The sequence below is a fragment of the Jeotgalibaca sp. A122 genome (assembly GCF_052266715.1).
Taxonomy (GTDB): Bacteria; Bacillota; Bacilli; order Lactobacillales; family Aerococcaceae; genus Jeotgalibaca.
Window position 1 is genome coordinate 12,312 of the sequence record NZ_JBQPRB010000005.1, and the last position, 23,835, is coordinate 36,146.

Consider the following 23,835-nt stretch of genomic DNA (forward strand, 5'->3'; position numbering starts at 1 on the left):
ATTAAGACCTCCTCATCGGGGGTTGAACTTTCCTCACCAGAGATGCGATATAATCATCAATTTGTTTTGTCGTCAAATTTTCAAAAAACAACAAACGATGGCGATATACGGCTGGCAAAACGGCCAAAATGTCATCTGGAATCACGTAGTTGCGTTCTTCCAAAAGCGCATAGGCTTTGGCCGCAAGCAGACAAAACTGATTGGCACGGGGACTGATTCCCAAACGAATCCGTTGGTCTTCCCGCGTTTGATTTCCCAATCGGACGATGTAGTCAAGCAAGGCTTCTTCCACATGAATCGTAGGTACCAGTGCTTTTAATTGATGAAAGGTTTGTTTATCCAAAATCGGTTCTAAATTTGCCAAAGCTTCTCGGTTATCAGGTGCCGCCAACATCCTGACTTCTTGTTGAGGGGTTGGGTAGCCCAAGGACAACTGCATCAAAAAACGGTCCAATTGTGCTTCCGGTAGGGGATAGGTTCCTTCATACTCGATCGGGTTTTGCGTTGCCAGGACAAAAAAGGGATCTGGTAAATCATAAGTAACCCCATCGCTTGTTACTTGATGCTCAGCCATTGCTTCCAGCATCGCAGCTTGGGTACGTGGGGAAGTTCGGTTGATTTCATCCGCTAAAATAATCGAAGAAAATAAAGGCCCTTTCCGGAACTGGAACGTTTCTGCTCCACGTTGCGGCATCGAGAAACCAATGATGTCACTTGGCACGAGATCGGGGGTAAATTGAATCCGCGAAAAATCGGCCCCCATACAAGTAGCAATTGTTTTTACCAAGAGCGTCTTGCCGACGCCGGGGATATCTTCAAAAAGGACGTGGCCGCCTGCCAACATCGCGGTAATGGTTAGTTTCGTAATGTTTTCTTTTCCGATAATGATTGCATTCACCGTTTCGATTAGCAGGTGGACTTTCCGGACTGCTTGAAGTTGTTCTTTTGTTAAAGCCATGGTGAACCTCCTTCAAATATTTATCTTACCTCTATTATACAGGTTGGCAGTGAAATGGTATGGCGAAAAGGTTATAATGTAATTAACATTTCCTTAGGAGGTCATATGAGTATGTCTGAAAAACAAGCAATGCTGGCTTTACAAAACGGTTCCGATATTCGCGGAATCGCTATTTCAACACCGCAACAAGAAGTAACCCTAACGGTGGAAAGAACGAAAAAGATTGGTCAAGCTTTCATTACTTGGTTGCAAAAACGGGTTCCGGGCAAGGAATTAACTGTCGCAATCGGAATGGATAGCCGCATTTCCGGTCCAGATTTGAAACAAGCATTATTCGAGGGGATGGCGCATGCCGCTGTCACCATTATCGATTGTGGGATGGCAACGACTCCTGCCATGTTTATGGCAACTCTGTATGATGATTTCCGGGTAGACGGTGCCATTATGATCACTGCGAGTCACTTGCCGTTTCAATACAATGGCTTGAAGTTTTTTACGGCAACAGGCGGGGCCGAGCACGAGGACATCGACGAAATTCTGGAACTGGCTACCGAATCTGCTTTCCAAGCGGGTAATCAGGCTGTGATTGTAGAAAAAGATTTGTTGACGGTTTATGCCGAAGATTTGGTGGGAAAAATCCGCGAGGGCATTGATGCAGGATTTAAGCCTTTGGAAGGTAAACACATTGTTGTGGATGCCGGAAATGGGGCAGGTGGTTTCTTTGTCGAGAAAGTATTGCAGCCACTGGGTGCCAATACCACAGGTAGCCAATTCCTTGAACCAGACGGGATGTTCCCGAACCATGAATCCAATCCCGACAACAAAGTTGCCATGCAAGCTTTAAAAGATGCCGTTTTAAGTAATCAGGCTGATTTAGGGATCATTTTTGACACCGACGTTGACCGTTCGGCGTTAGTGGACTCCCAGGGGCAAGCTTTGAACCGTAATAACTTGATTGCCTTGATTTCAGCAGTGTTGTTGAAAGAGCAACCAGGTGCAACGATTGTAACCAACTCCGCAACTTCCCAACATGTGGAAGATTTTATCGTCGGTTTAGGCGGGAAACAGGATCGTTATTTAACCGGCTATCGCAACGTCATCAACCGGGCAATCGCACTTGACGCGGCTTTGGCAATTGAAACGAGTGGACATGCCGCTTTGAAAGAAAATTACTATTTGGATGACGGGGCTTATTTGGTCGCCAAATTATTGATGGCAAATACGGACTTACCGGCTTTGATAAAAGATTTGAAACAACCTGAAGAAACTACGGAATATCGTTTTGTGATTGTTGAAGAACCGATTCAGGAAAATGGTTTGGCAGTGATTGATCGCTTTAAGGCATTTTTGGCTGAACAGGCTGATATTCAATTGATTCCTGATCATCTAGAAGGGGTACGGGCTAATTTTGCGGACGGATGGTTTATCTTGCGGATGAGTCTGCATGAACCGTTGTTGGTTTGGACGTTGGAAAGTGACAAGGCAGGGGAAATTACGCCTTTAGTTGAGCAAATCATGCCATTTTTCATGGAACAGGGCGCTTTGGACCGCGAAAATATTATCAGAAAATAAGGAGGCTGCTACATGGTGACACCGATCGTTACATTGACAAATGGCGTTGAAATTCCACAAGTAGGACTTGGCGTTTTTTTGATGACCGACGAAGAAGAAACGGTATGGGCCCTCAAGCATGCCTTGAAAGTTGGCTACCGTCATTTTGACACGGCTGCTGTTTATGGGAATGAGGCTGTTTTAGGGCAGACCCTTAAAGATGCGGGGATTGCGCGGGAAGAGTTATTCCTGACTTCAAAGGTTTGGAATGACATGCAGGGCTATGAAAAAACGAAGCAAGCTTTTTTGGAATCGCTGGAAAAATTACAAACCGATTATCTGGATCTCTATTTGATTCACTGGCATGGCCCCTATGTGAAGGACACCTGGCGTGCAATGGAAGAATTGTACCAAGCGGGTAAAGTAAAAGCGATTGGCGTTTCTAATTTTTCCATTAATCATCTGGAAGCGATGAAAGAATATGCGACTATCATGCCAATGGTGAATCAAGTTGAAACCCACCCATATTTCCCACAAGATGAATTACGAGCCTATTTGGAAAAAGAAAATATCCGTCATGAGTCTTGGGGCCCACTGAGCCAAGGAAAATCGGATTTATTGCTGCATCCCTTGTTGGCAGAAATCGGTGAAAAATACGGAAAGACACCAGCTCAAATTGTCTTGCGCTGGCATATCGACCGCGGATCTATCGTGATTCCTAAGTCCGTGAACCCAGGCAGGATTCACGAGAATTTTGAATTATTTGATTTCAAGCTAAACGATGAAGACTTAGCAGCCATCGCCAAAATTAATCTGGAAACCCGCTACGGCCGTGACCCAGAGAATACCGGATTTGAGTGGTAAACGAAATATATACCCCAAGTGCGGCGATTAGCTCAGAATAAACGCAGGAACGCCGCAATTTTTGAAAAAAAGCGGCGTTTAGAAAAATCTCGAGGCCGTAACGCCGCATTTGGACCAAAAATGCGGCGATCAGAAGAAATGTGAAACGGGAACGCCGCACTTAGAGCCAAAGTGTGGCGTTTAGCCCAACAAATATTTTTAATCGCCGTATCTGGCACATAAAAAGCGCGAACTACTTTTTACTAGTAGTTCGCGCTTCTATTATTCTTCAGTAATTGTATCTTTATTAGTCTCTAAAAACACATCAATCGCTTCAATTGAATTTTTTTCTTTTTGAATGACTTTAAAAATTACATTCTTGTAGGCAATTTCTTCGCCGACTTTGATATCGTACTTTTCATTCAGAATCCAGCCACCGATTGTATCAACCGTGTCTTCTTCAAGGTCCAGCCCGAAGACATCATTTACATCGTCAGTTAGCATCCGGCCTCCCAGGCGGTAGTGGTTTTGGCCCAGGTGGATGTAGTCAGGAATGTTTTCGGATTCATATTCGTCGGAAATATCCCCAACGATCTCCTCGACGATATCTTCCATTGAAACCAAACCACTGGTCCCACCATACTCATCAACCAAAATGGCAATTTGGTGGCGTTCTTTTTGCATTTTAAATAATAAATCCTTGATAGCCAGTGTCTCGATTACGGTAATGACCGGGCGCAGATAATCCTGGATATTAAAGGTTTCCGTCGTTTTCCCTTGCGTAGCGGCCACATAAGCACCAAAAATTTCCTTGGCGTTGATGACACCCAGAACATTATCTTTATCGCCTTCGACTACCGGATAGCGGGTGTACTTTTCTTTTTGAAGGAGCATTCCGATATCTTCCAACGTGTCATCGCTCCACACAACTGCCATGTCCGTCCGCGGTACCATAATCTCCCGCGCCATTCTTTCGTCAAATTCAAATACATTTTCCACAAACTGATATTCTTCGAAATTGATTTCACCACTTTTTAGACTCTCACTCATGATCAAGCGTAGCTCTTCTTCGGAAACATTATCGTCCGATTCGGCGAAAGTGGTCAGTCCCAAAGCTTTTGAAATACCATTTGCTGCTTTATTCAAAATAAAAACAAACGGGTACATGATTTTGTACCAGATATGCAAGGGACGAGCAATTTTCATGCCCAGCTTCTCAGTCTTGGTAATCGCAAGATTTTTGGGAACTAATTCACCAATAATAACTTGCAGCGCTGTCAAGATAGCGAAGGAAACGACAAATGATAAAATCGTTGAAGCACCTTCCGGGATATCGAAATTCGCAAATAGCGTATCAAAAATACGTTTAAAGGTTGGATCTCCTAACCAACCAAGAGCAAGTGAGGTGATGGTTACACCTAACTGGGTTGCGGATAAATAGGTATCTAATTTAACCGTCATTGTTTTTAACAATTCAGCTGTTTTATTGCCGTTTTCGATTAAGTAGTCCAAACGCGAAGGGCGAATGCGGACCAGTACAAATTCTGACATAACAAAAAAAGCGGCTACTGCTAAAATAATAAAGAATAGTATTAATCCTGTCGTAATACTCATATGTGCCTCCTATTAGTGGGTAGTCACAAGCATACTTTTGGTAAAGCGATGGATGCGACCAAAAGATAACTTGGATGTAATCTTTTGGTCTATAGAGAATAATCGTCTGAATTGCTCTGTCCCAAAGGCTTCACCTCTTTCTTAATAAAAAATTTCCACGCAACATTGGTATCTATGATAAAATTATAAATCAAATTTACAATTTTGCAATGTTGAAGGAATCAGACCTAAGATGGGTTACCAGATGACCTAAGTTTTGGTAAGCTAACAGTAAGGTAAAGGAATGATGAATATGAAAGAAGAATGGAAAATAAAAATTAAAAATTGGTACCATCGCCAAATGGTAAATCTCAAAAACTTCTGGCGTCGTTACCGCATTAATAAATTGATGGTCCTGCTCTCGCTGGTAGCAGTGCTCATCGGTAGCACTTATTTGGTTTTTTTAGCAAAAACAGCGGATGTTGAAAATTTAAAGGCTGGGTTGGGACAGACAACCGTGGTATATGACCGCTATGGTGAGGAAGCCGGTGAGTTGTATGCGCAAAAAGGGACATTCGTTTCGATTGAGGAAATATCGGCCCACATCCAGGATGCGGTAATTTCGACTGAGGACAAGCGGTTCTATTCCCATAATGGCTTTGACCCGATTGGGATTGGACGGGCAGCGGTTGGTTATGTCATGAACCGTGGAAATATCGTGGGAGGGGGATCGACGCTGACCCAGCAGTTAGCGAAGAATGCCTATCTGACTCTCGATCAAACACTGATTAGAAAAGCGAAGGAATTATTCCTGGCTTTAGAAATTGAGAAACAGTATGAAAAAGCCGATATTTTGGAAATGTATTTAAATAATTCCTACTTCGGTAGTGGCGTGTGGGGCGTTGAGGATGCTTCCTGGAAGTATTTTGGCAAACCCGCTTCAGATGTAACCTTGGCGGAAGGAGCGGTTTTGGCGGGTATTTTGAAAGCTCCGTCAAACTACAACCCGATTGATTACTATGACAATAGTATCGAGCGCCGGGATTTAATTTTACAATTGATGGTTGATAATGGTTTTACAGACCAGAAAACGGCTGATGCAGCGATTGCGGAAGGTATTTATTTGACAGATGGTTACGACAATAATGATGCCTATAATTATCCGTATTATTTCGATGCGTTGATCGAGGAGGCCATCGCGGAATACAATATTGATGAAGAAGATTTGTTGAACAAAGGGTACAAAATTTATACCGGCCTGGATCAACAATACCAGCAACAAATGGATTTGACCTATGAAACAGCCTATTTCACCGATGCAGAAGATGGGACCTTGCTTCAAAGTGCGTCAGTTGCCATTGAACCCGGGACAGGTGATGTCATGGCTATTGTGGGTGGACGCGGTGAGCATATGTTCCGTGGCTTTAACCGCGCTACTCAAATGCGGGTGCCACCAGCTTCGACGATTAAACCACTATCGGTGTATTTGCCAGCTTTGGAAAATGGTTACGAAGTGGATTCCTTGATCATGGATGATGACACCATCGGATATGGTGAAAACAAGGATTATTTCGTTGCCAACTACAACTTCTATAGTGAGTACCAAGGCATTCCGATGTATCAGGCATTAGTGGAAAGTAAGAATACGTCGGCTGCTTATTTATTGAATGAAATGGGTATTGAAAAAGGAGTCAAACAGCTGAAAGAATTTGGCTTCACCATACGTGAAGAAGATGAAAAAGAATTAGGCGACATTGCTCTTGGGGCAATGGACGGTGTGTCACCCTTACAGATGGCGAGTGCGTATTCCGTATTTGCCAACGGTGGGGTGAAGGCTGAGCCGCGTTTCATCACCAAAATCGTGGATGCGACGGGAGCGGTCATTGTGGATAATACCAAGCCGAAAACGAAACGGATTACCTCCACAGAGACGGCCGATGAAATGACGAGTATGATGATGGGGACGTATGCTCCGGGCGGTACCGGTTATGGTGCCCAGCCTTATAATGGCATGTTGCTGGCTGGTAAAACCGGGACATCCGAAGGGGACGGGGGCGAATATGACCGGACGAAATGGATGATTGGCTACACTCCGGATATCGCGATTGCGACATGGATCGGCTTCGACCATACCGATGCGGAACATAACTTGAGCAGTACCGGGAACATGTTCTATGATTTATTCAGTGCGGAAACCGGGAATCTATTGAGCGTCAGCCCACAAACCGAATTCGCGGTTGCGGGCATTGAAGAACAGGCAGAAACGAGCGGGGGCTTCCTGGATGACCTGAACGACTTTGGTCAGAAAATAGAGGAAGAATCGCAGAAATTCCTGGACTGGGCGACGGGTTGGTTTAGATAAAACGAACGTATTTTCGATTAAATCTTTGCATCTGACGGTATTAATGTTAAAATAGAACTAGTAAAAGACAAAGGAATGAAGACATGAAAAACATTTATGATATTGCTTATGAATTAGAAAGTAACTTGCGCGAGCAACCTGCATTTAAATCATTGACGGAAGCTTATACTGCTGTTCAAGCAGATGAAGTAGCACGTTCATTGTTTGGTGAGTTCACAGGAATTCAACAACAAATCCAAATGAAACAAATGTCAGGTGAAGGCTTGGATGATGAGTTCATCCAAAAAGCACAAGAAATCGCAGGCCGTGCCGGCGAAAACGAAATGATTCAAAAAATGATGAGTGCTGAGCAACAATTGAGCACGGTTATTGAAGATATCAACAAGATTATTGTTCGTCCACTTCAAGAAATGTACGCACAAAATCCTGGAAATGAAAATTAATCGTTATTAAAATAGCGGGCTTTGTCTTTCGAGATCAAAGTTGGTAGCAAGAAAGCCAGCTGATCAAAGGAGACAAAGCTTTTTTTGTTGGAATTAAACCATTTCATAACTGAAAATTTATTAAAATGGTCTAATTAACTGTTATTAAACCATTTCGATTAATTTTTGAAGCACAAATGGTTTAATTGATGCAAGATTGGGGGGAAGGGTTTGATTCGCTTTATACATACTGCTGATTTGCATTTGGACAGTCCGTTCAAAGGCTTGAAGCAGTTACATCCAAAACTATATGATCGGGTTTATCAATCGACATTTCAAGCTTTCGAGCGTCTTGTGACGCTTGCTATCCAAGAAGCGGTTGATTTCATGGTCATAGCAGGGGACATTTACGATGGTGATAACCAAAGTGTCAAGGCTCAGGCATTTTTTCGCGACCAAATGACACGTTTAAAGACGGCCCAAATTCCGGTTTTCCTTTCACACGGAAATCATGATTTTATGGATAACGGCACGTCGCGTTTGCAAATGCCATCAAACGTCACGGTCTTTGGAAACCAGCCTGAAACACATTACCTTAACAATACAGCTATCACGGGGTTCAGTTATCCAAAACGCTGGGTCACCGAGCGCATGATCGATAAATATCCCAAACGCGCCAATACCGAATTTCATATTGGCCTCTTACACGGCTACCTTGAAGGTTCTGCCTCGGCCGAAGACGTTTATGCACCTTTTACCATCACTGATTTACTCAATAAACAATACGATTATTGGGCACTTGGCCATATCCACAAGCGGCAAGTACTCATCCAACAACCACCTATCGTATATCCCGGCAACACGCAGGGTCGCAATCCAAACGAATTGGACGAAAAAGGTGCTTTTTTGGTCACTTTACAAAAAGGTATGGAACCGACCTTAACTTTCGTGAATACCGCACCGATATGGTGGAAAGAGAAGACAATTTCATTGTTGGGCATTCACACCCTTGATGTGCTCTACACTAAGATTGCTGAGGAAATTGCCCGTGCAGAAAAACCGGATCAGGCCATTCTGTTGTCCCTCAAACTCGATGACCGTGAAGCATTACCTGACGACGTTATCACGCGTATCCACAACGGGGACCTCTTGGCTGGTATCTCCCAGTCGGAAAATGTCTACTTGTACCGTATTTCCTTGGCACCGAAAAAAGAGCGCCTCGTCTTTTCTGCGGACGATCGCATGCAACAAAGTTTCAACCGCAGCAAGGAGCATTTATCCCACGACGAAACTTATCGCCGCGTGCTCCAGGATTTATTCAAACATCCAACCGTGCGCACGCGCTTTGCGGATTTGGAGCAAGATAAGCACTTAAAAACCAAGATTTTACAGGAAGCAGAGGAATTACTCCTCGAGGATATCGTTTTCGAGGAGGGGGAATCAATTAATGAAGATTGAAAAAATCGAAATCTACGGCTATGGCAAATGGACCCAAGCTACATTCACTGACCTAAAGGATCTACAAATTTTCCTCGGCAGCAATGAAGCCGGCAAGAGCACAATTGCATCCTTTATCCATACGATTTTTTTTGGTTTTCCTTCCCGTCGAAAAAAAGACACGAATACGTATGAACCAAAGCTGGGCGAACGTTACGGTGGCCGTCTCACGCTATCAAACACACGTTTCGGAAACGTGACCATCGAACGAATTAAAAACCGTGATCGTGACCGGGCTACTTTGACCCATCAAAACGGGGTCCAGGAAATCGTCGAGAACTTGCCGCGTTATTTATTGGGGGTCGACAGTGCCACGTACGATGATTTGTACACCTTTCAAATCGACCGCCTCCTACACTTACGGCATGTAAAAAAAGAAGAGCTCAATCGCTATTTGATGGGGATCGGCGCGACCGGAAGTGAACTCTTCCTTAATTTAGCTGACGGCTATCGCAAGGAAGGCCAGAAAGAATTCAAGCCTTCCGGAAAAAATCCTGAGTTGAACAAAAAACTGGCAGAGACGGAAAAGTTGTGGGAACAGCTGCAAGTAGCCAAACGTAAAAACAATGAATACCAGACCTTGTTGTTGCGGCTGGAATCGATTCAGGAAAAATTGCAACAGGGCAACGAACAAATCACTGGATTTGAACGGGAGAACCGTGAACTGAGTGAGGCAATCCGACTGGGGGATTACTATCAAGAATGGCTACAACTTTCAGAAAAAATTGAAGCAGTGGATACCAGATTCTTGCCACCGGATGCGGCGAAACGTTGGGAACGACTGCAAACCGCCATTACGGATGACTTAAAACGATTGTCCGCAGTGAACGCCCAAATACAAAACGAACAAAAAGTGTATGCAGCATTTACGAATGCCATTTGGTACGACGAACATCGGCATGACTGGCATGCTTTGCAGGACGCTTATACCAAAACACAGGACTTATTTACGAATGCCTACGCTTTAACCAATCAAATGAATCAAGAAGAAGCCGCCTTGGTCATGTTCAAACGCCAATACGGGTTCGGGGATAATATGGTGAAAGTGGATGCGGAAAACGAAGCAATCATTCGGGAATTATTGGCTGAAGAAGAAAAAATTGCCGGTCAGATTGAATTAGTAAATCAACGAATTGCAACCTGTTATACCGAATTGGACTCATTGGAAAAACGAATCAAGGAAGTAACCGGGAAAAGTGAGACAATCAAACCCCAAGTAACACCCACTAACAAAGCCAAGTTTGCCTGGTGGGGCCTTGCCATCGCTGCTTTACTGGTGGCGGTCTTGTTACCAAGTTTGCGCATATATGCTTTGCTGGTGGCGGCGGTCGCTGTTGGAGCATCGTTCGTCAAGCCTAAACCACCTACCGAAACGGAAGCCTATATCGCCCAACAAACGCGGGAAAGCCGTTTGCGTGATTTACGTGAAGACGAAGAGGCTGCGCAAGAACGCCTGCTGCAATTTTTGAATGAGCAAGAAGCATTGGAAACGAAGATGGAGCAGCTCCAGGAGCAACAACGGACTTGGCTGGTAGAGGCACATTATCCAACGAGTTTCTCATTGCGGCGTGTGCTGGAAGAAAATCCGGCTGTCCAGTTGGAAAACCTTGAAACGAACCTTGCCCGAACAGTGGCCCGTTTGGAAGAAGTCGAGTTATCTTTAGCCGATTGGCAAACGCGTACGGAATTTATTCGCGAACATTTCCAATTGAATCATCTGGAACCTAAAATGTTCTTTGAACGTTTCCCGGAACTGCACCGTAAATTGGAAGTGGAAAGAACACAGGCCAAGAATAGTTCGGATAAGATCAGTGATTTAAAAGTAGAACGTAAGGAAATCCAAAACCGTTTGGATGAAATAAATGCCAAGCGCCAAACTATGTTGGACAATGCCAATGTGGAAAACGAAGCTGAATTCTACCAATTGATGCAAGCCAAGGAAGAACAGGCTAAGCAAAAGCAGCGTCGCGATTTTCTGGCAGAACAATTGGCGGGGAAAGAGCGATTGCTCGAACGCTATCCCGACAAGCAAAAAGCCGAAAATAAACTACTGAAAAACCAAAGTCAAATCAGAAGTTTCCAGGAAAACCGGACTGCTTTGCAAGAAGAGGAGGTGTCCTTACGCCACGAAATCAGTATCCTGGAAGATGGTGGGACCTATAGTAGTCTCTTGCAAGAGTATGCGATTTTGGAAACGGAAGTGTATGACTTGATTGTTGAGTGGGGCAAGAAAATTGTAGCCGCGGAGTGGTTGGAAGATACCCTGCGCCACGGTAAAGAGGATCGTTTGCCGCACATCCTGGAAGACATGATTGCCTACTTTGTAAGATTAACGGAAGGTGCGTATACGCAGATTGTTTTCCAAAAATCGGGTTTAAAAATTCGCCGAAAAGATGGCACGGTGTTCGAACCGTTTGAATTATCGCAAGGGACGATTGAGCAGTTGTACATTGCCATGCGGTTTGCGTTTATAAAGAATACGGCGGATATTGCCAACTTGCCGATATTGGTCGATGATGGCTTCGTGAACTTCGATGTGAAGCGAAAAGGCGTTGTTTATGAATTGCTGGGTGAGTTGAGTGATAAGGTGCAAGTTTTCTTCTTTACATTTGATCGAACAGTAACAGAAAAGTTTTCGTCCGAGCAAATCAGTGTGCTAAACTAAGTTAAAAGATGAGAGAGGAGCGGTAGTGTGGCCAAGAAAATATATGAATTTGAGATTGATGAGCCTTTGGAACTTTTTGCATTGATTAAAGGGGCCGATGTGCGTAAAGCTAAAAATAATAAACCTTTCATCGCCTTTACGTTTCAGGATAAGAGCGGACAGATTGATGGGAAGTTTTGGGATGCCAAGGATGAGGATATTGCGCGTTTCCAGGCCGGGACCGTTGTGCAAGTGACCGGTAAACGGGAACTGTATCAAAATAATCCGCAACTGCGTATTACGAAACTACGTCCGATTACAGATAGCGAACCCTATACGCCGGAGATGTTCATGGAACGCGCACCGATGCGGACGGAAGATATGGTAGAGGAAATTAACCAAACTTTATTCGAGATTACGAGTGCGCCGGTGAACCGCATTGTGCGCCATATTTTGAATAAGTATCACAAAGCATTTTTCGAATTTCCGGCGGCAAAACGCCACCATCATGCGTTTCCAGGCGGGTTAAGTTACCATACGGTGTCGATTTTAAGGCTAGCGAAAGCAGTCATTAATAATTATCCAAGCGTGAACCAGTCGCTCTTATTGGGTGGCGTGATTTTGCATGATATCGGAAAGACGATTGAATTGTCTGGCAGTATGTCGACAGAATATACGTTAAAAGGAAATCTAATTGGGCATATCGTTTTGATGGACGAGGAAATTACCAAAGCCTGTGAAGTTTTGAAAATCAGTGAAGACAACGAAGATGTGATTTTGTTGAAACATATCGTGCTGGCGCATCATGGGAAGCTGGAATTCGGTTCGCCTGTGGTTCCACATCTATTGGAAGCTCAAATTATTCATCACTTGGACTTGCTGGATGCTTCCATCAACATGATTGACACTGCCTTGCAACGGACGACAGAAGGAACATTCAGCGAGCGTATTTTTGGCCTCGAAAACCGTTCATTCTACAAACCATTGGGACATGTAAAACCAGAAAATGAGTAAGATTAGATGAGAGTGGGAAAAAATGCGTTTAGCACCGAACCACTGGAACGAATAAGCACAGGATGGTCGCAGACCATCTGAGCATTATTCGTGAAGTGGCGTCGGGGCTGCCTTTTGTCGCACGTTTAGAATACAGATATTCGTATACAGGAAAGAGGGTGAGGCAAAAGTCTCACCCTCGTTTTGTTATTTGAAGAATTGCACAATTATTTTGATTTTGCAGTGATTTATGCGGGAACCACTCAGGACAAAACAAAAAATCCCCAGAACCTAGTCCGGGGATTTAAAATAAATTTTATTCAGCTGATTCTTCAGTAGCAGACTCTTCAGTCGCTGCATCAGAACCTTCTTCTAATTCTTCACTTGCTTTGTAAGAATCCATTGCGCCTTCTAAGTCGCTATCTTTGATCTTGATGTCCGCTTCTTCAACCAATGCAACCATTACTTCTTGTAATTTTGCATAGTCAGCCAACGTTTCATCCATCATTTTTTGTTTCACAGCTTCTGCATCAAAGGCTTCTTTTTCATCTGTTCCGTTACGTTTGATGATGTGATAGCCATATTGTGATTGAACCGGTTCTTTCGTATATTCGCCATCTTTCAATGCGAATGCCGCCTCTTCAAACTCCGCAACCATTTGGCCACGACCGAATGAACCTAAATCGCCACCTTTTTCAGCGGTTGTATCAGATGAATGTTCTTTTGCCAATTCAGAAAAATCAGCGCCGCCATCCAATTGTTTGATGATGTCTTTTGCCAATGCTTCATCTTCCACCAAAATGTGAGAAGCTTGGATGTTTGGTTCGATTGCATCATAAAACGCTTGAACTTCTTCATCAGTAAATTCAGTACGGCTTTCCACAACGTCAACCAATAATTTATTCATGTAAAGTTGATCTGTATAATCTTGAACAGAAGAGAATCCTGATTGACTCAAGATGTACATGAATTGTTCTTCGCCACCGTAGTTCGCCATTGTTGAACGGGCCTCAGCATCCGCTTCTGCCAGATACTCATTTTCGCCAACTTCAGCTTCCAACAAATCAACGATAATCAAACGTTGTAATGTTTCTTCACCGATATAATCTTTCATTGCTGTATATAATTCTTCTTTTGTTACATCTCCACCATTAGAAGTTGCAACTGTTTCACTGTTATCCGCGCAACCAGCCAAAGTAGCTGCTGCTGCAAATGTCAAAGCCGATAAAGCCCATTTTTTCATACGTTTCTACACTTCCATTTCTTTATAAAATAACCTTTTTAACTATATCACAAACAACTTTCATTTGGTAAAAATTCAAGGTTTCTTCAAACTTTTTTATTAAAAAAACTTCCCTGCAGGGCAGGGAAGTCGGTGGTCATACTTACGCTTTCGGCATTTCATACTTCGCAGTTTCACGTTCTACAGTTTCCGTTAACTCAGTCAAACGATCCGTAACCCGACGAATCCGCGGTTCATTTTTGGCTGTGAAATCCTCCACTGAGGCGGTAATTTCCTGTGTGGCTGTATTCACGACGCCAAGACCTTCCGTTGTCAAACGATTGATGGATGCTTTCAAACGCACCAGGTCCTCATTTAACACTTCAAACGATTCCGTATTGTCTTCAATGTATTCTTGTAGACGTACGCGATTTTCTTTCCCACTACGCGGTGTGTTCAGTAACGTAACCAAACCGCCGACAATCACACCGAAAAGTAATCCCTGAGTAAAATCTTTCATTATGCTTCCTCCAATTCTGATTGAATTGCCTCAGCAACAGATTTAAATGTTTCGGACGAATAGTCCTCACCATGAGTTTCCCATTTCAAACCGAATCCGTCAATTGATGTGTCTTCATAACGCGGAATTAAGTGCACATGGGAATGGAAAACGGATTGGTGCGCAAATGCACCATTATTATTCAAAATATTCATCCCTTTGATAGTCGGATCATGTTTTTTTACAGCCCGAGCAATCATCGGAATCTTAGCAAAAACTTGAGCGGCCAACTCTTCATCGTATTCGAAAATGTCAGCGACATGTTTCTTGGGGATGACCAATGTATGGCCTTTTGTCACTTGAGAAATATCCAAGTAGGCTAAAACATTCTCATCTTCATAAACCGTATAATTTGGAATTTCGTGGTTAATGATCTTGCAAAAAATACAATCTGTCATTAAGGATCCCTCTTTCTTCGATTTGTATTTACTTTACCATACCAAAAAGGGCTATGCTATAATGAAACAAGAAAAAATGAGGAAGTGGTTACAGATTATGACACTCTATATAACGGATTTGACAGGTGGCTATTCAGCCATTCCCGTCCTCAATAATATTTCCTTTTCTGTAAAGGCAGGCGAATTAACAGGATTAATCGGCTTGAACGGCGCAGGAAAGAGTACGACTATCAAACATATCATCGGCTTAATGCAGCCGTTTGCAGGTACCATCACCATTAATGATATGAATATTAAACAAAATCCGAAGGCCTATCGCCAATCTTTTGCGTTTGTACCGGAGACACCGGTTTTATATGAAGAATTAACCTTTAAAGAACATATTGAACTGACTGCGCTCGCTTATGGCATTGAAAAAGAAGCAGCCATGGCGAAGGCGATTCGCTACATCAAAGCTTTTCGTTTGGAAGAAAAGCTGGATTGGTTTCCGGCATATTTTTCCAAAGGAATGAAGCAGAAAGTCATGTTGGTGTGTGCATTTATGGTGGATGCGCCTGTTTATGTAATTGACGAACCATTTTTGGGACTGGATCCACTGGGAATTTACACTTTCCGTGAAATCGTCAAAGAGAAAAAAGCACAAGGAGCGGCCATTTTGATGTCCACGCATGTGTTGAGTGCGGCAGAGCGGGATTGTGATCGTTTTGTGGTGCTCCACAAGGGTGAGGTTAACCAAAGCGGAACATTGGCAGAAATGCAGGCGGCTCTTGATATGCCGGGTGCGAGCCTGGATGATTTATATTTCCGTTTGACGGAAGAAGTGATTGCGTTATGACCTTGGAAACAGTATTAGCGAAACGCCGCTCGACTTATCAAAAAAAATTAAGTAAATATGCGAAATACGTCATGAATGACCATTTCGTTATTGCCTTGATGTTTTTGTTGGGTGCTCTGGCTTATCAATATTCAAACTTCATTAAAACCTTAACACCCGACTTCTTCTGGGGAAAAATAGTGGCCGCTTTTCTTTTGGCAATCCTGTTGTTTTTCGGCAGAATCGCTACCATGGCAACGGCGGCTGACCAGGTCTTTTTGGTCACCCAGGAAGCAGAGTGGCAAACAGTCATCAAAGAGGCTAAGAAGCGCAGTATGGTGGTGCCTGGGGTATTGTTATTATTGCTGACTGCAGTGTTCCTGCCGATTATATTTGTGGGGCAAGCGATTGCGCTGGCTGATGTCACGGTTATTTTTTTCATAGGTTTATCATTGAAGTGGGTGCACCTCGGCATTGAAGAAGTGGCACTGCGGTTTGGTACCATAGCCAAGGTGAAATCTTTTAAATGGTTTTTGTATGGATGGGGTGTGGCGAGTTATTTGTTGGCGTTCTTCGTTCATCCAATAGGGGGCCTGGCGCTCGCTTTGGTCGGTGTTTTCATTTTTGAAAGCCAGATGCGTCCCTTACGCTCTCGTTTACTGGATTGGGAAAAAATGGTTACGACCGAAACAACGCGCATGGCAAAAATCAACCGTTTCATCAATCTATTCATTGATGCTCCGACTGGAAAAGAAAATAGCAAACGCCGCTTGTATTTGGACGGTGTAGTGCGGATTTTGTCGGGTTCTTTGAATCCGTATCAATATTTGTTCGCACGAGTTTTCATGCGGGGAAGCAGCTATTTCGGTCTCTATGTCCGGCTGACACTGATCGGGACGTTGGTTTTGGCGATGTCACAAATGCCCGCTTTTAATATCGTTTTAGGTGTACTTTTAGTGTATTTAACTGGATTTCAGATGTTGCCACTCTTCAGGCACGTTGGGGAAAATGTGATGGTGCGCTTGTATCCGCAGCCGGAAGAAAAGAAACAAGAGGGATTCTCAAGGTTAATGATGGGCATCTTGTTTGTTCAAGGATTTATTTTTTCTTTGGCTACCGTCTGGGGTACGAATTTGATGACAGGTGCCATTGCTTTGGTGGTAAATAGTGTTTTTATCTTCTTTTTTGCAAAAATTTATGTGGTGAATCGTATCAAAAAACGTCGTGGTGTCAGTCTTTAGTCATTAAAGTTGTTTAATTATCTGTATGTTTACCTTGACGGAAGCGGAAAATGAACCTAAAATAACAGTAGTGTATTCAGAATAGGAAAATTCTGGATTCAGGACGATTTTTACAAAAGTGAGCAATTAGTTGAACAACATGGAACCGAGTGACTTTTCCTGTAGAATGTTTAAAGGGGAGGTCACTTTCGCATCTCGTTTTCTATGCTCACGTTATTTAATTTAAACAACAAATAAGGACTGAAATAAATGGACTATAAGATGGATTCGGGGTGGAAACTGCACCCAATCGGCGGAGATACCGGTCATGCTTATATGGGAATTCGGGCTGAGGAAAAAGTGTTTTTGAAACGCAATTCCTCACCTTTTTTAGCTGCGCTCTCCGTTGAGGGGATAACCCCGCGTCTCATCTGGACGAAGCGGATTGGCAATGGTGATGTCCTGACCGCGCAGGAGTGGCTGAACGGCCGAGTTCTGACAAGGCAGGAAATGCATTCCAAAGGCGTGACAGATATCATTAATAAAATTCATCATTCCGATCACTTGTTGAGCATGCTCCGGAAAGTGAAGGGCGAGGTATACGACCCCGAAACTTTCTTGGAGGAGTACAAGTTGGATTTGGATGAAAGTTTGGCAACGAACTCATTTTTGAACACGATTGTTGCTTATCTGGAAGCGACCTTGTATTTGGTGAAAGGTGCTAAATATACGGTTTGCCATGGTGACTTGAACCGGAAAAACTTTTTCCTGACTGATAATAAACGGTTATATTTGGTGGATTGGGAAAGTGTTAAGATTGCTGATCCAATGGCTGATATTTCGCTCTTGTTGATTCAATATATAGAGCCTGAGGGTTGGCCGGAGTGGTTAAGGGAATATGGTATTACCCGTACGGAAGGTATTGATGCTCGTTTGGAGTGGTATAATTTGATGAATCGCTTGCTATTGGCAAAACGATTCCATACAACAGGCGATTATCATAAAATGAACCAACAGATTTTAGGAATGAAGAAATCATATGAAGACAGATTTTATAAAAATTTATAATATCCTATTCCGCTAAGTCGTCATTGGAGTAGGATTTCTTTTTGAAAAGAATAAGGAGGATATTATGCGCGTAAGACATAAACCGTGGGCTGCGGAAAAATTAGCCGAACATCCGGAGTACGTCATCACAGAACCGATGTCATTTAAAGGTAAGTGGCAAGAAAGCTTCAAAAATGAGGGGCCGATTCACATCGAAGTTGGATCAGGTAAAGGTCAGTTCATCGTTGGAATGGCTGCTCAAAACCCAGGTATCAATTATATAGGGATTGAACTGCAAACAAGTGTAGCAGTAACAGCATTGGATAAAATGTTGGAGTCTGGTTTACCAAATGTGAAGTTGTTGAATACGGATGGGGGCTTGCTATCCGATTATTTCGAAGCCGGCGAAATTGACCGTGTCTATTTGAACTTCTCCGATCCATGGCCAAAATTCCGTCATGAGAAACGTCGTTTGACATATAAATCATTTTTGGAAAACTACCGCACCATCATGAAACCAAATGGTGCAGTTCATTTTAAAACAGATAACATGGGCTTGTTCGAATACTCATTGGCCAGCTTCTCACAATTTGGGATGATCATTGACCAAGTATGGTTGGATTTACATGCTTCTGATTTTGAAGGTAATGTTCAAACGGAATACGAAGAAAAATTTGCAGCAAAAGGCCAACCGATTTATCGTGTTGAGGCCCATTTTCCTGCAGAATAAAAAAAGTTCGTCCTACTGATGTGGGACGAACTTTTTTTGGTGGTGATTTATTAGGAATTGCGGCGATGTGAGGAAACAACTCACGGGAACGCCGCATTTTCTCCCCAAGTGCGGCGATGCGCGGAAAAAATTCACAGGGACGCCGCACCTAGCACCTAGATAGAAAAAAACGACCTCGTTTTACCGAGGCCGTTTTAATGGGAACGAACTTATAGTTTATAAATATCCAAAACAGTACCTGTATAGGCGTCTGCAATGAATTCATACTGCACTAACTCATCATCTTCTTTGCGTGAGATACCACCGTAGTAGACATCGGTTTCGGAAGAGAAACGTGTGAGTGGTACGGGGTGCAATTCAATCCAGGAGCCCTCGATGGGGCCGTCTGCCAAGAACATTTTTTTTACTGTTTCCAGAATCTTGTCGCCGTTAACTTTTCTTTTTCTACCCATGCAAAGAGCGGTAAGGGAAGCACCAATGACAATCCCTGATGTTAATAGGATGCCTGATAGAATGCGTTCTCTATTTAGGTCATAAAAAGTTTCTTTTTCTTTGCAAAACATCATGATCCCTCCTGATTGCTAACTGTGAATTCTCTAACATAAGTATAGCATAAAAGAACTTCGTTTGTTAATGATTTGAAAACCGCATCATTGCCCGTTTTCTTTAGATTATGTATAATGAAAAGAAGAATTAACAGGAGGGTTGTCAAAGTGGAAGATAAAACATTTCAACTGATCAAAGACTTAACGGAAATACAAGGTACGAGTGGAAATGAACGCAACGTTCGTCAATATATGCATGAAAAAATGACACCTTTCGTCGACCGAGTAGAAACTGACGGACTAGGTGGGGTATTTGGTATTCGCGAAAATGAAGACAAAGAAGCGCCACGTATCATGGTTGCAGCCCATATGGATGAAGTAGGGTTCATGGTCACCCAAATTACCGATAACGGCATGTTGAAAGTTGTCTCATTAGGTGGCTGGAATCCCTATGTGGTCTCAGCACAACGCTTCACCTTGCAAACACGTAGCCAAGATATCCCTGTAATTTCATCTTCTATCCCTCCGCATTTATTACGTGGCGGGGCGAACAAAGCGGAAGTAAAAGTGGAGGATATCCTTTTTGATGCGGGTTTTGATTCCAGCGAAGAAGCACTTGCGTTTGGCGTGCGTCCGGGTGACCCAATCGTGCCTCAAGTTGAAACAATCTGGACAGCCAATAAAAAGAAAATCATCGGCAAAGCTTGGGATAATCGTTACGGAAACGTGGTGGTACTGGAAGCGTTGGAAGCCTTGAAAGATGAAAAATTACCAAATACACTGATTGCCGGTTCCAACGTGCAAGAGGAAGTGGGGCTACGGGGCACACGCGGTTCAGTAAATAAATTCAATCCCGATTTGTTCTTTGCGGTTGACTGTTCACCAGCAGATGATTTGAAAACGAAAAAAGGTACTTTCGGCCATCTGGGTGAAGGATTCTTGCTTCGCATCCAGGATCCGGGCATGATTACCTTGCGGGGCATGCGTGAATTCCTATTGGACACCGCCGAAACCCATAAAATTCCTTATCAGTATTTCGTTTCCAAAGGCGGAACGGATGCTGGGGCAGCGCATACGATGAATAATGGGGTGCCAAGTGCGGTCATCGGCGTTTCCGCACGTTACATCCATACGCACCAATCCATGTTCCACATCGATGACTATGAAGCAGCAAAAGAAATGGTCATCCAAGTGGCGAAAACACTCGATAAAAGCACATACGAAACCATCATGGAACGAAACTAGGGGGTATAAATATGGAAAAATTAACACTGGAAAAACTACAAGAATTAAAGCAAGCGGAGAAAACAACCTTTCTCTTTACCACGACTTGGTGTGGTGATTGCCACTATATCAAGCCTTTCATGCCTGAAGTGGAAGAACAGTTTTCTGACTTTAACATCATCGAAGTGGACCGTGATGAGTTTATGCCATTTGCACAAGAGCATGGTGTGATGGGCATTCCAAGTTTTATCACGTATAATAATGGTGAAGAAGTCAGCCGTTGGGTAAATGGCGATCGCAAGACACAAGAAGAAATTGAAAATTATTTTTCAGAAACACGCGAAAAAATTTAAGGGAGTTTAGGATTATGTGGTTAAGTTTTTATAACAAAGAAGCAGTTGGCGATACATTGATGTTGACGAATGGAGATATTACACGCTCCGAACTTTCGACAGAATCAAAAGGAAATGTAACGCGCATTTTCAGAACGGAAACCGGGGAAACAGTCAGTTACAATGTTTTTTCCATTTCAGAAACTTTTGAACCGAACGGTAACGGTCAAGTTTTCTTGACTGATGAACAAGTTGAAAAACTAAATACGGTCATTCAGGCTGTTGGTTTCAATGATACGATTACAATTGACCGTTCGCCTAAGTTTGTGGTTGGTTACGTAAAAGAGTGTGTCCCTCATGAAGACTCTGACCATCTGAACATCACCCAAACAGAAGTCGATAACGGCGAAGTGTTACAAATTGTTTGTGGTGCCAGCAATATCAAGAAAGACCAAAAAGTTGTTGTGGCTAAACCGGGTGCTGTCATGGCTAATGGTTTGGTCATTTGGCCAGGAGAACTACGCGGCGTGGCCAGTCATGGCATGATTTGTTCCGCTAAAGAGCTCGGAGTTGAAAATCCAACGGGTAAAAAAGGTATTTTAGTACTTGATTCGGATACTGAGACTGGGAAAGCCTTTTTTGAGTAAAAATGAAACAGGAAGGAGTAAGTGCAGTGGTCAAAAATAAAGGGAAATTTCCTAACTATTTAATGAATACACCAGATAATAAAGAACCTGAAAAAGGTGGCCTACAGAAGCAACCATCATCGTTCGTTGCGTCTGGCATGCACAGTGTTACTCCTTCCGTTCCATTTTTGCGTGAGCATAAAAATTCTTTTCAACGCCATCAAAAGGAAAATCCTGACATGCAAATCCGGAAAGAACTTGCTTCTCAGGAACGCATTCGTCAACGTGAAGAGCGTCGGGAAAAAACGAAGCAATCGTATGCCTATTATAAAAGTCGGCGTCCCTTCAGAGCTTCGGAACTCCCTTCCATTTGGAATGCAAATTCACGGGAAGAGAAACGCGGAATTGACTATGGCGAAATCAAGGAACAACTGTATGTTGCTCCGGATGACTTAATTTTGATTGATCTTTATCCGCCCAGAGAGACAGAGAAAAGACCGGCAACAGTAAATAAAAGAACTAATAAAGCACTGCATCGCTCACTTGGTTTGATTATGGAACAAGAACAGGCGCGTACGTGGACACAGCGCCAGGTCGTTCAAAAACCATCGGTAACCAATGGAGTAAAATCTTTCTTTGATGAAATGAATGAAAACTAGCATTTGCTTTTTGCAAAATAAGTGTTATAATTTCGTGGGAAATTTTATCAGTGAAGCTGACTTTAGTTTAGTGGAGGAATCGAATGAATAATCAAAATATATACCACTTTGTTGGTATAAAAGGATCCGGTATGAGTGCATTGGCTATCATCTTGCATGGCAAAGGATTGAACGTACAAGGTTCAGATGTTGAAACCTACTTTTTTACACAAAAAGGTCTGGACGATTTAAACATACCTATCTACCCATTTACAAAAGAAAATATCAAACCAGGTATGATTGTGATTGCTGGGAATGCATTTCCTGATACGCATGAAGAGATTGTTCGTGCGAAGGAGTTGGGACTGGAAGTCGTTCGCTACCACAATTTTATCGGAACATTTATTAAAGATTTTACGAGTGTGGCTATTACTGGCTCACATGGTAAAACAAGTACGACTGGTTTATTGTCACACGTTTTAAGTGGGATTGAACCAACAAGTTATTTAATCGGGGATGGAACAGGATTCGGTCGCCAAGATGCGGATTTCTTTGTCTTGGAAGCTTGTGAATACCGTCGCCATTTCTTGGCATATTCTCCTGATTATGCAATTATTACCAATATTGATTTTGACCACCCTGATTATTATAAAGATATTAATGACGTTGTTTCGGCTTTTGAAGAGTTTTCACATCAAGTTGGTAAAGGTTTGATTGCATGCGGCGATGATCCTTACATGGACCAAATCAAAGCAGAAGCGCCCATCTATCTATATGGATTGGGTGAAAACAATGATGTCGTGGCATCGAATATCGAAAAAACTACAGAAGGTAGCACTTTTGATGTTACGATTCGTGGCGAATTCTACGGTCGTTTCACTATTCCGACTTTCGGAAACCACAACATCTTGAATTCATTGGCAGTTATCACTTTCACTTATTTGGAAGGTTTGCCAAAAGATGCCGTACAGGCACAGTTGGACACTTTTGGGGGCGTAAAACGCCGCTTTAGTGAAAAGACTGTAGGGGACATGGTTTTGATTGATGACTATGCGCATCACCCCCAAGAAATCAAGGCTACACTGGATGCAGCGAGACAAAAATATCCAGAAAAAGAAATTATTGCCGTTTTCCAACCGCATACATTCACACGTACCATCGCATTGTTGAGCGAATTTGCGGAATCATTGAATGTGGCAGATGCTGTTTATCTATGTGATATTTTTGCATCAGCACGTGAACAAAGCGGTACCGTTTCGATTCAGGATTTGGCTGACAAAGTTGAAAAGGGAGCAGAAGTGCTTTCTTTGGAAAACCTGTCACCGTTAATGCAATACAAAAATGCGGTTATCCTATTCATGGGAGCGGGCGACGTTCAAAAATTCGGAAAAGCATATGAAGAATTATTGAATCACAGCATCAAACGTGTAAATTAATAAACAGCATTTCGAGTCAGGGCAAAAATGTCCTGGCTTTTTTTAATTCTGCGCATCTTTTGCTAAAATAGCCCGCATCATGCAGACTATTTAAAAAAGTCTGCACGTAGTAATGGAAAATGGGCATAGCCATGCAGACTTCAAAATGAAATCAACTCACATCCTTTGAAACCCCTTCGCT

22 protein-coding genes are annotated in these 23,835 nt (G+C 42.9%); 16 read left to right on the top strand and 6 right to left on the bottom strand.

The window, feature by feature from the left end:
• Position 1: 1 nt before the first annotated feature.
• On the bottom strand, positions 2 to 958 hold the full coding sequence (locus ACTU7M_RS06705) for an AAA family ATPase (protein ID WP_443473608.1): 957 nt from the start codon (positions 956 to 958) through the stop codon (positions 2 to 4).
• A gap of 105 nt (positions 959 to 1,063) precedes the next feature.
• Here ACTU7M_RS06705 and ACTU7M_RS06710 point away from each other — a divergent pair, with 105 nt between their 5' ends.
• Both ACTU7M_RS06710 and ACTU7M_RS06715 read left to right on the top strand, forming a co-directional pair.
• Positions 1,064 to 2,530 (top strand): phosphomannomutase/phosphoglucomutase, encoded by a 1,467-nt coding sequence (locus ACTU7M_RS06710; RefSeq protein WP_443473609.1) that lies wholly within the window; start codon positions 1,064 to 1,066, stop codon positions 2,528 to 2,530.
• 12 nt (positions 2,531 to 2,542) lie between these two features.
• Entirely contained in the window at positions 2,543 to 3,373 is an 831-nt protein-coding gene (locus ACTU7M_RS06715) for an aldo/keto reductase (RefSeq protein WP_443473610.1), read from the top strand.
• Positions 3,374 to 3,634: 261 nt separating this feature from the next.
• Here ACTU7M_RS06715 and ACTU7M_RS06720 read toward each other — a convergent pair whose 3' ends face one another.
• On the bottom strand, positions 3,635 to 4,966 hold the full coding sequence (locus ACTU7M_RS06720) for a hemolysin family protein (protein ID WP_443473611.1): 1,332 nt from the start codon (positions 4,964 to 4,966) through the stop codon (positions 3,635 to 3,637).
• 292 nt (positions 4,967 to 5,258) lie between these two features.
• Between ACTU7M_RS06720 and ACTU7M_RS06725 the strand changes: the two genes are divergently transcribed.
• The 5 genes from ACTU7M_RS06725 to ACTU7M_RS06745 all read left to right on the top strand — a co-directional run bounded on the left by ACTU7M_RS06725 (position 5,259) and on the right by ACTU7M_RS06745 (position 12,884).
• Positions 5,259 to 7,307, top strand: a complete 2,049-nt coding sequence (locus ACTU7M_RS06725; protein ID WP_443473612.1) for a PBP1A family penicillin-binding protein — start codon at positions 5,259 to 5,261, stop codon at positions 7,305 to 7,307.
• A gap of 83 nt (positions 7,308 to 7,390) precedes the next feature.
• On the top strand, positions 7,391 to 7,750 hold the full coding sequence (locus ACTU7M_RS06730; RefSeq protein WP_443473613.1) for a YlbF family regulator: 360 nt from the start codon (positions 7,391 to 7,393) through the stop codon (positions 7,748 to 7,750).
• A 210-nt stretch (positions 7,751 to 7,960) separates the two neighbouring features.
• The gene (locus tag ACTU7M_RS06735; RefSeq protein WP_443473614.1) at positions 7,961 to 9,187 is read left to right on the top strand and encodes a metallophosphoesterase family protein; all 1,227 of its coding nucleotides are present in this window, start codon (positions 7,961 to 7,963) and stop codon (positions 9,185 to 9,187) included.
• Positions 9,177 to 11,891, top strand: coding sequence for an AAA family ATPase (locus ACTU7M_RS06740; protein ID WP_443473615.1), 2,715 nt, complete (start codon positions 9,177 to 9,179; stop codon positions 11,889 to 11,891). The genes ACTU7M_RS06735 and ACTU7M_RS06740 overlap by 11 nt, the downstream gene beginning before the upstream one ends.
• A 27-nt stretch (positions 11,892 to 11,918) precedes the next feature.
• A complete protein-coding gene (locus tag ACTU7M_RS06745; protein WP_443473616.1) occupies positions 11,919 to 12,884 on the top strand; it encodes a 3'-5' exoribonuclease YhaM family protein in 966 nt (321 codons plus the stop codon).
• Positions 12,885 to 13,179: 295 nt separating this feature from the next.
• Here ACTU7M_RS06745 and ACTU7M_RS06750 read toward each other — a convergent pair whose 3' ends face one another.
• The 3 genes from ACTU7M_RS06750 to ACTU7M_RS06760 all read right to left on the bottom strand — a co-directional run bounded on the left by ACTU7M_RS06750 (position 13,180) and on the right by ACTU7M_RS06760 (position 15,042).
• Positions 13,180 to 14,106 (bottom strand): peptidylprolyl isomerase, encoded by a 927-nt coding sequence (locus tag ACTU7M_RS06750; RefSeq protein ID WP_443473617.1) that lies wholly within the window; start codon positions 14,104 to 14,106, stop codon positions 13,180 to 13,182.
• A 142-nt stretch (positions 14,107 to 14,248) separates the two neighbouring features.
• A complete protein-coding gene (locus ACTU7M_RS06755; RefSeq protein WP_443473618.1) occupies positions 14,249 to 14,605 on the bottom strand; it encodes a YtxH domain-containing protein in 357 nt (118 codons plus the stop codon).
• Positions 14,605 to 15,042, bottom strand: coding sequence for an HIT family protein (locus ACTU7M_RS06760; protein WP_443473619.1), 438 nt, complete (start codon positions 15,040 to 15,042; stop codon positions 14,605 to 14,607). The genes ACTU7M_RS06755 and ACTU7M_RS06760 overlap by 1 nt, the downstream gene beginning before the upstream one ends.
• Before the next feature lie 97 nt (positions 15,043 to 15,139).
• Between ACTU7M_RS06760 and ACTU7M_RS06765 the strand changes: the two genes are divergently transcribed.
• From ACTU7M_RS06765 to trmB, 4 genes are all read left to right on the top strand, one after another.
• A complete protein-coding gene (locus tag ACTU7M_RS06765) occupies positions 15,140 to 15,877 on the top strand; it encodes an ABC transporter ATP-binding protein (RefSeq protein WP_443473797.1) in 738 nt (245 codons plus the stop codon).
• Positions 15,874 to 17,097, top strand: coding sequence for an ABC transporter permease (locus ACTU7M_RS06770; RefSeq protein WP_443473620.1), 1,224 nt, complete (start codon positions 15,874 to 15,876; stop codon positions 17,095 to 17,097). Before ACTU7M_RS06765 ends, ACTU7M_RS06770 begins: the two co-directional genes overlap by 4 nt.
• Before the next feature lie 249 nt (positions 17,098 to 17,346).
• Positions 17,347 to 18,144, top strand: a complete 798-nt coding sequence (locus ACTU7M_RS06775) for a phosphotransferase family protein (protein WP_443473621.1) — start codon at positions 17,347 to 17,349, stop codon at positions 18,142 to 18,144.
• Positions 18,145 to 18,208: 64 nt separating this feature from the next.
• Positions 18,209 to 18,853 carry a tRNA (guanosine(46)-N7)-methyltransferase TrmB gene (gene trmB, locus ACTU7M_RS06780; RefSeq protein WP_443473622.1) on the top strand — a complete coding sequence of 215 codons (645 nt, stop codon included), beginning with the start codon at positions 18,209 to 18,211 and terminating at the stop codon, positions 18,851 to 18,853.
• 209 nt (positions 18,854 to 19,062) lie between these two features.
• On the opposite strand, the gene ACTU7M_RS06785 is transcribed toward trmB, so the two are convergent.
• Complete coding sequence (locus ACTU7M_RS06785) at positions 19,063 to 19,416, bottom strand: PepSY domain-containing protein (protein ID WP_443473623.1); 354 nt, start codon at positions 19,414 to 19,416, stop codon at positions 19,063 to 19,065.
• A gap of 150 nt (positions 19,417 to 19,566) precedes the next feature.
• Between ACTU7M_RS06785 and pepA the strand changes: the two genes are divergently transcribed.
• The 5 genes from pepA (at position 19,567) to murC (ending at position 23,654) form a co-directional block, all read left to right on the top strand.
• Entirely contained in the window at positions 19,567 to 20,643 is a 1,077-nt protein-coding gene (gene pepA, locus ACTU7M_RS06790; protein ID WP_443473624.1) for a glutamyl aminopeptidase, read from the top strand.
• An 11-nt stretch (positions 20,644 to 20,654) separates the two neighbouring features.
• On the top strand, positions 20,655 to 20,975 hold the full coding sequence (locus tag ACTU7M_RS06795) for a thioredoxin family protein (protein WP_443473625.1): 321 nt from the start codon (positions 20,655 to 20,657) through the stop codon (positions 20,973 to 20,975).
• 14 nt (positions 20,976 to 20,989) lie between these two features.
• A complete protein-coding gene (gene ytpR / locus ACTU7M_RS06800) occupies positions 20,990 to 21,601 on the top strand; it encodes a YtpR family tRNA-binding protein (RefSeq protein WP_443473626.1) in 612 nt (203 codons plus the stop codon).
• Between the two features lie 26 nt (positions 21,602 to 21,627).
• A complete protein-coding gene (locus ACTU7M_RS06805; RefSeq protein ID WP_443473627.1) occupies positions 21,628 to 22,239 on the top strand; it encodes a hypothetical protein in 612 nt (203 codons plus the stop codon).
• Between the two features lie 83 nt (positions 22,240 to 22,322).
• Entirely contained in the window at positions 22,323 to 23,654 is a 1,332-nt protein-coding gene (gene murC / locus ACTU7M_RS06810) for a UDP-N-acetylmuramate--L-alanine ligase (protein WP_443473628.1), read from the top strand.
• Positions 23,655 to 23,835: the final 181 nt, after the last annotated feature.

What these genes read in the sequence shown, in the direction of transcription:
- ACTU7M_RS06770 (WP_443473620.1), top strand. Translation starts at nt 15,874, where the DNA reads ATGACCTTGGAAACAGTATTAGCGAAACGCCGCTCGACTTATCAAAAA.
- ACTU7M_RS06750 (WP_443473617.1), bottom strand. Translation starts at nt 14,106, where the DNA reads ATGAAAAAATGGGCTTTATCGGCTTTGACATTTGCAGCAGCAGCTACT.
- ACTU7M_RS06765 (WP_443473797.1), top strand. Translation starts at nt 15,140, where the DNA reads ATGACACTCTATATAACGGATTTGACAGGTGGCTATTCAGCCATTCCC.
- murC (WP_443473628.1), top strand. Translation starts at nt 22,323, where the DNA reads ATGAATAATCAAAATATATACCACTTTGTTGGTATAAAAGGATCCGGT.
- ACTU7M_RS06755 (WP_443473618.1), bottom strand. Translation starts at nt 14,605, where the DNA reads ATGAAAGATTTTACTCAGGGATTACTTTTCGGTGTGATTGTCGGCGGT.
- ACTU7M_RS06725 (WP_443473612.1), top strand. Translation starts at nt 5,259, where the DNA reads ATGAAAGAAGAATGGAAAATAAAAATTAAAAATTGGTACCATCGCCAA.
- trmB (WP_443473622.1), top strand. Translation starts at nt 18,209, where the DNA reads ATGCGCGTAAGACATAAACCGTGGGCTGCGGAAAAATTAGCCGAACAT.
- ACTU7M_RS06710 (WP_443473609.1), top strand. Translation starts at nt 1,064, where the DNA reads ATGAGTATGTCTGAAAAACAAGCAATGCTGGCTTTACAAAACGGTTCC.
- ACTU7M_RS06715 (WP_443473610.1), top strand. Translation starts at nt 2,543, where the DNA reads ATGGTGACACCGATCGTTACATTGACAAATGGCGTTGAAATTCCACAA.
- ACTU7M_RS06720 (WP_443473611.1), bottom strand. Translation starts at nt 4,966, where the DNA reads ATGAGTATTACGACAGGATTAATACTATTCTTTATTATTTTAGCAGTA.
- ACTU7M_RS06795 (WP_443473625.1), top strand. Translation starts at nt 20,655, where the DNA reads ATGGAAAAATTAACACTGGAAAAACTACAAGAATTAAAGCAAGCGGAG.
- ACTU7M_RS06740 (WP_443473615.1), top strand. Translation starts at nt 9,177, where the DNA reads ATGAAGATTGAAAAAATCGAAATCTACGGCTATGGCAAATGGACCCAA.
- ytpR (WP_443473626.1), top strand. Translation starts at nt 20,990, where the DNA reads ATGTGGTTAAGTTTTTATAACAAAGAAGCAGTTGGCGATACATTGATG.
- ACTU7M_RS06730 (WP_443473613.1), top strand. Translation starts at nt 7,391, where the DNA reads ATGAAAAACATTTATGATATTGCTTATGAATTAGAAAGTAACTTGCGC.
- ACTU7M_RS06785 (WP_443473623.1), bottom strand. Translation starts at nt 19,416, where the DNA reads ATGTTTTGCAAAGAAAAAGAAACTTTTTATGACCTAAATAGAGAACGC.
- ACTU7M_RS06775 (WP_443473621.1), top strand. Translation starts at nt 17,347, where the DNA reads ATGGACTATAAGATGGATTCGGGGTGGAAACTGCACCCAATCGGCGGA.
- ACTU7M_RS06760 (WP_443473619.1), bottom strand. Translation starts at nt 15,042, where the DNA reads ATGACAGATTGTATTTTTTGCAAGATCATTAACCACGAAATTCCAAAT.
- ACTU7M_RS06705 (WP_443473608.1), bottom strand. Translation starts at nt 958, where the DNA reads ATGGCTTTAACAAAAGAACAACTTCAAGCAGTCCGGAAAGTCCACCTG.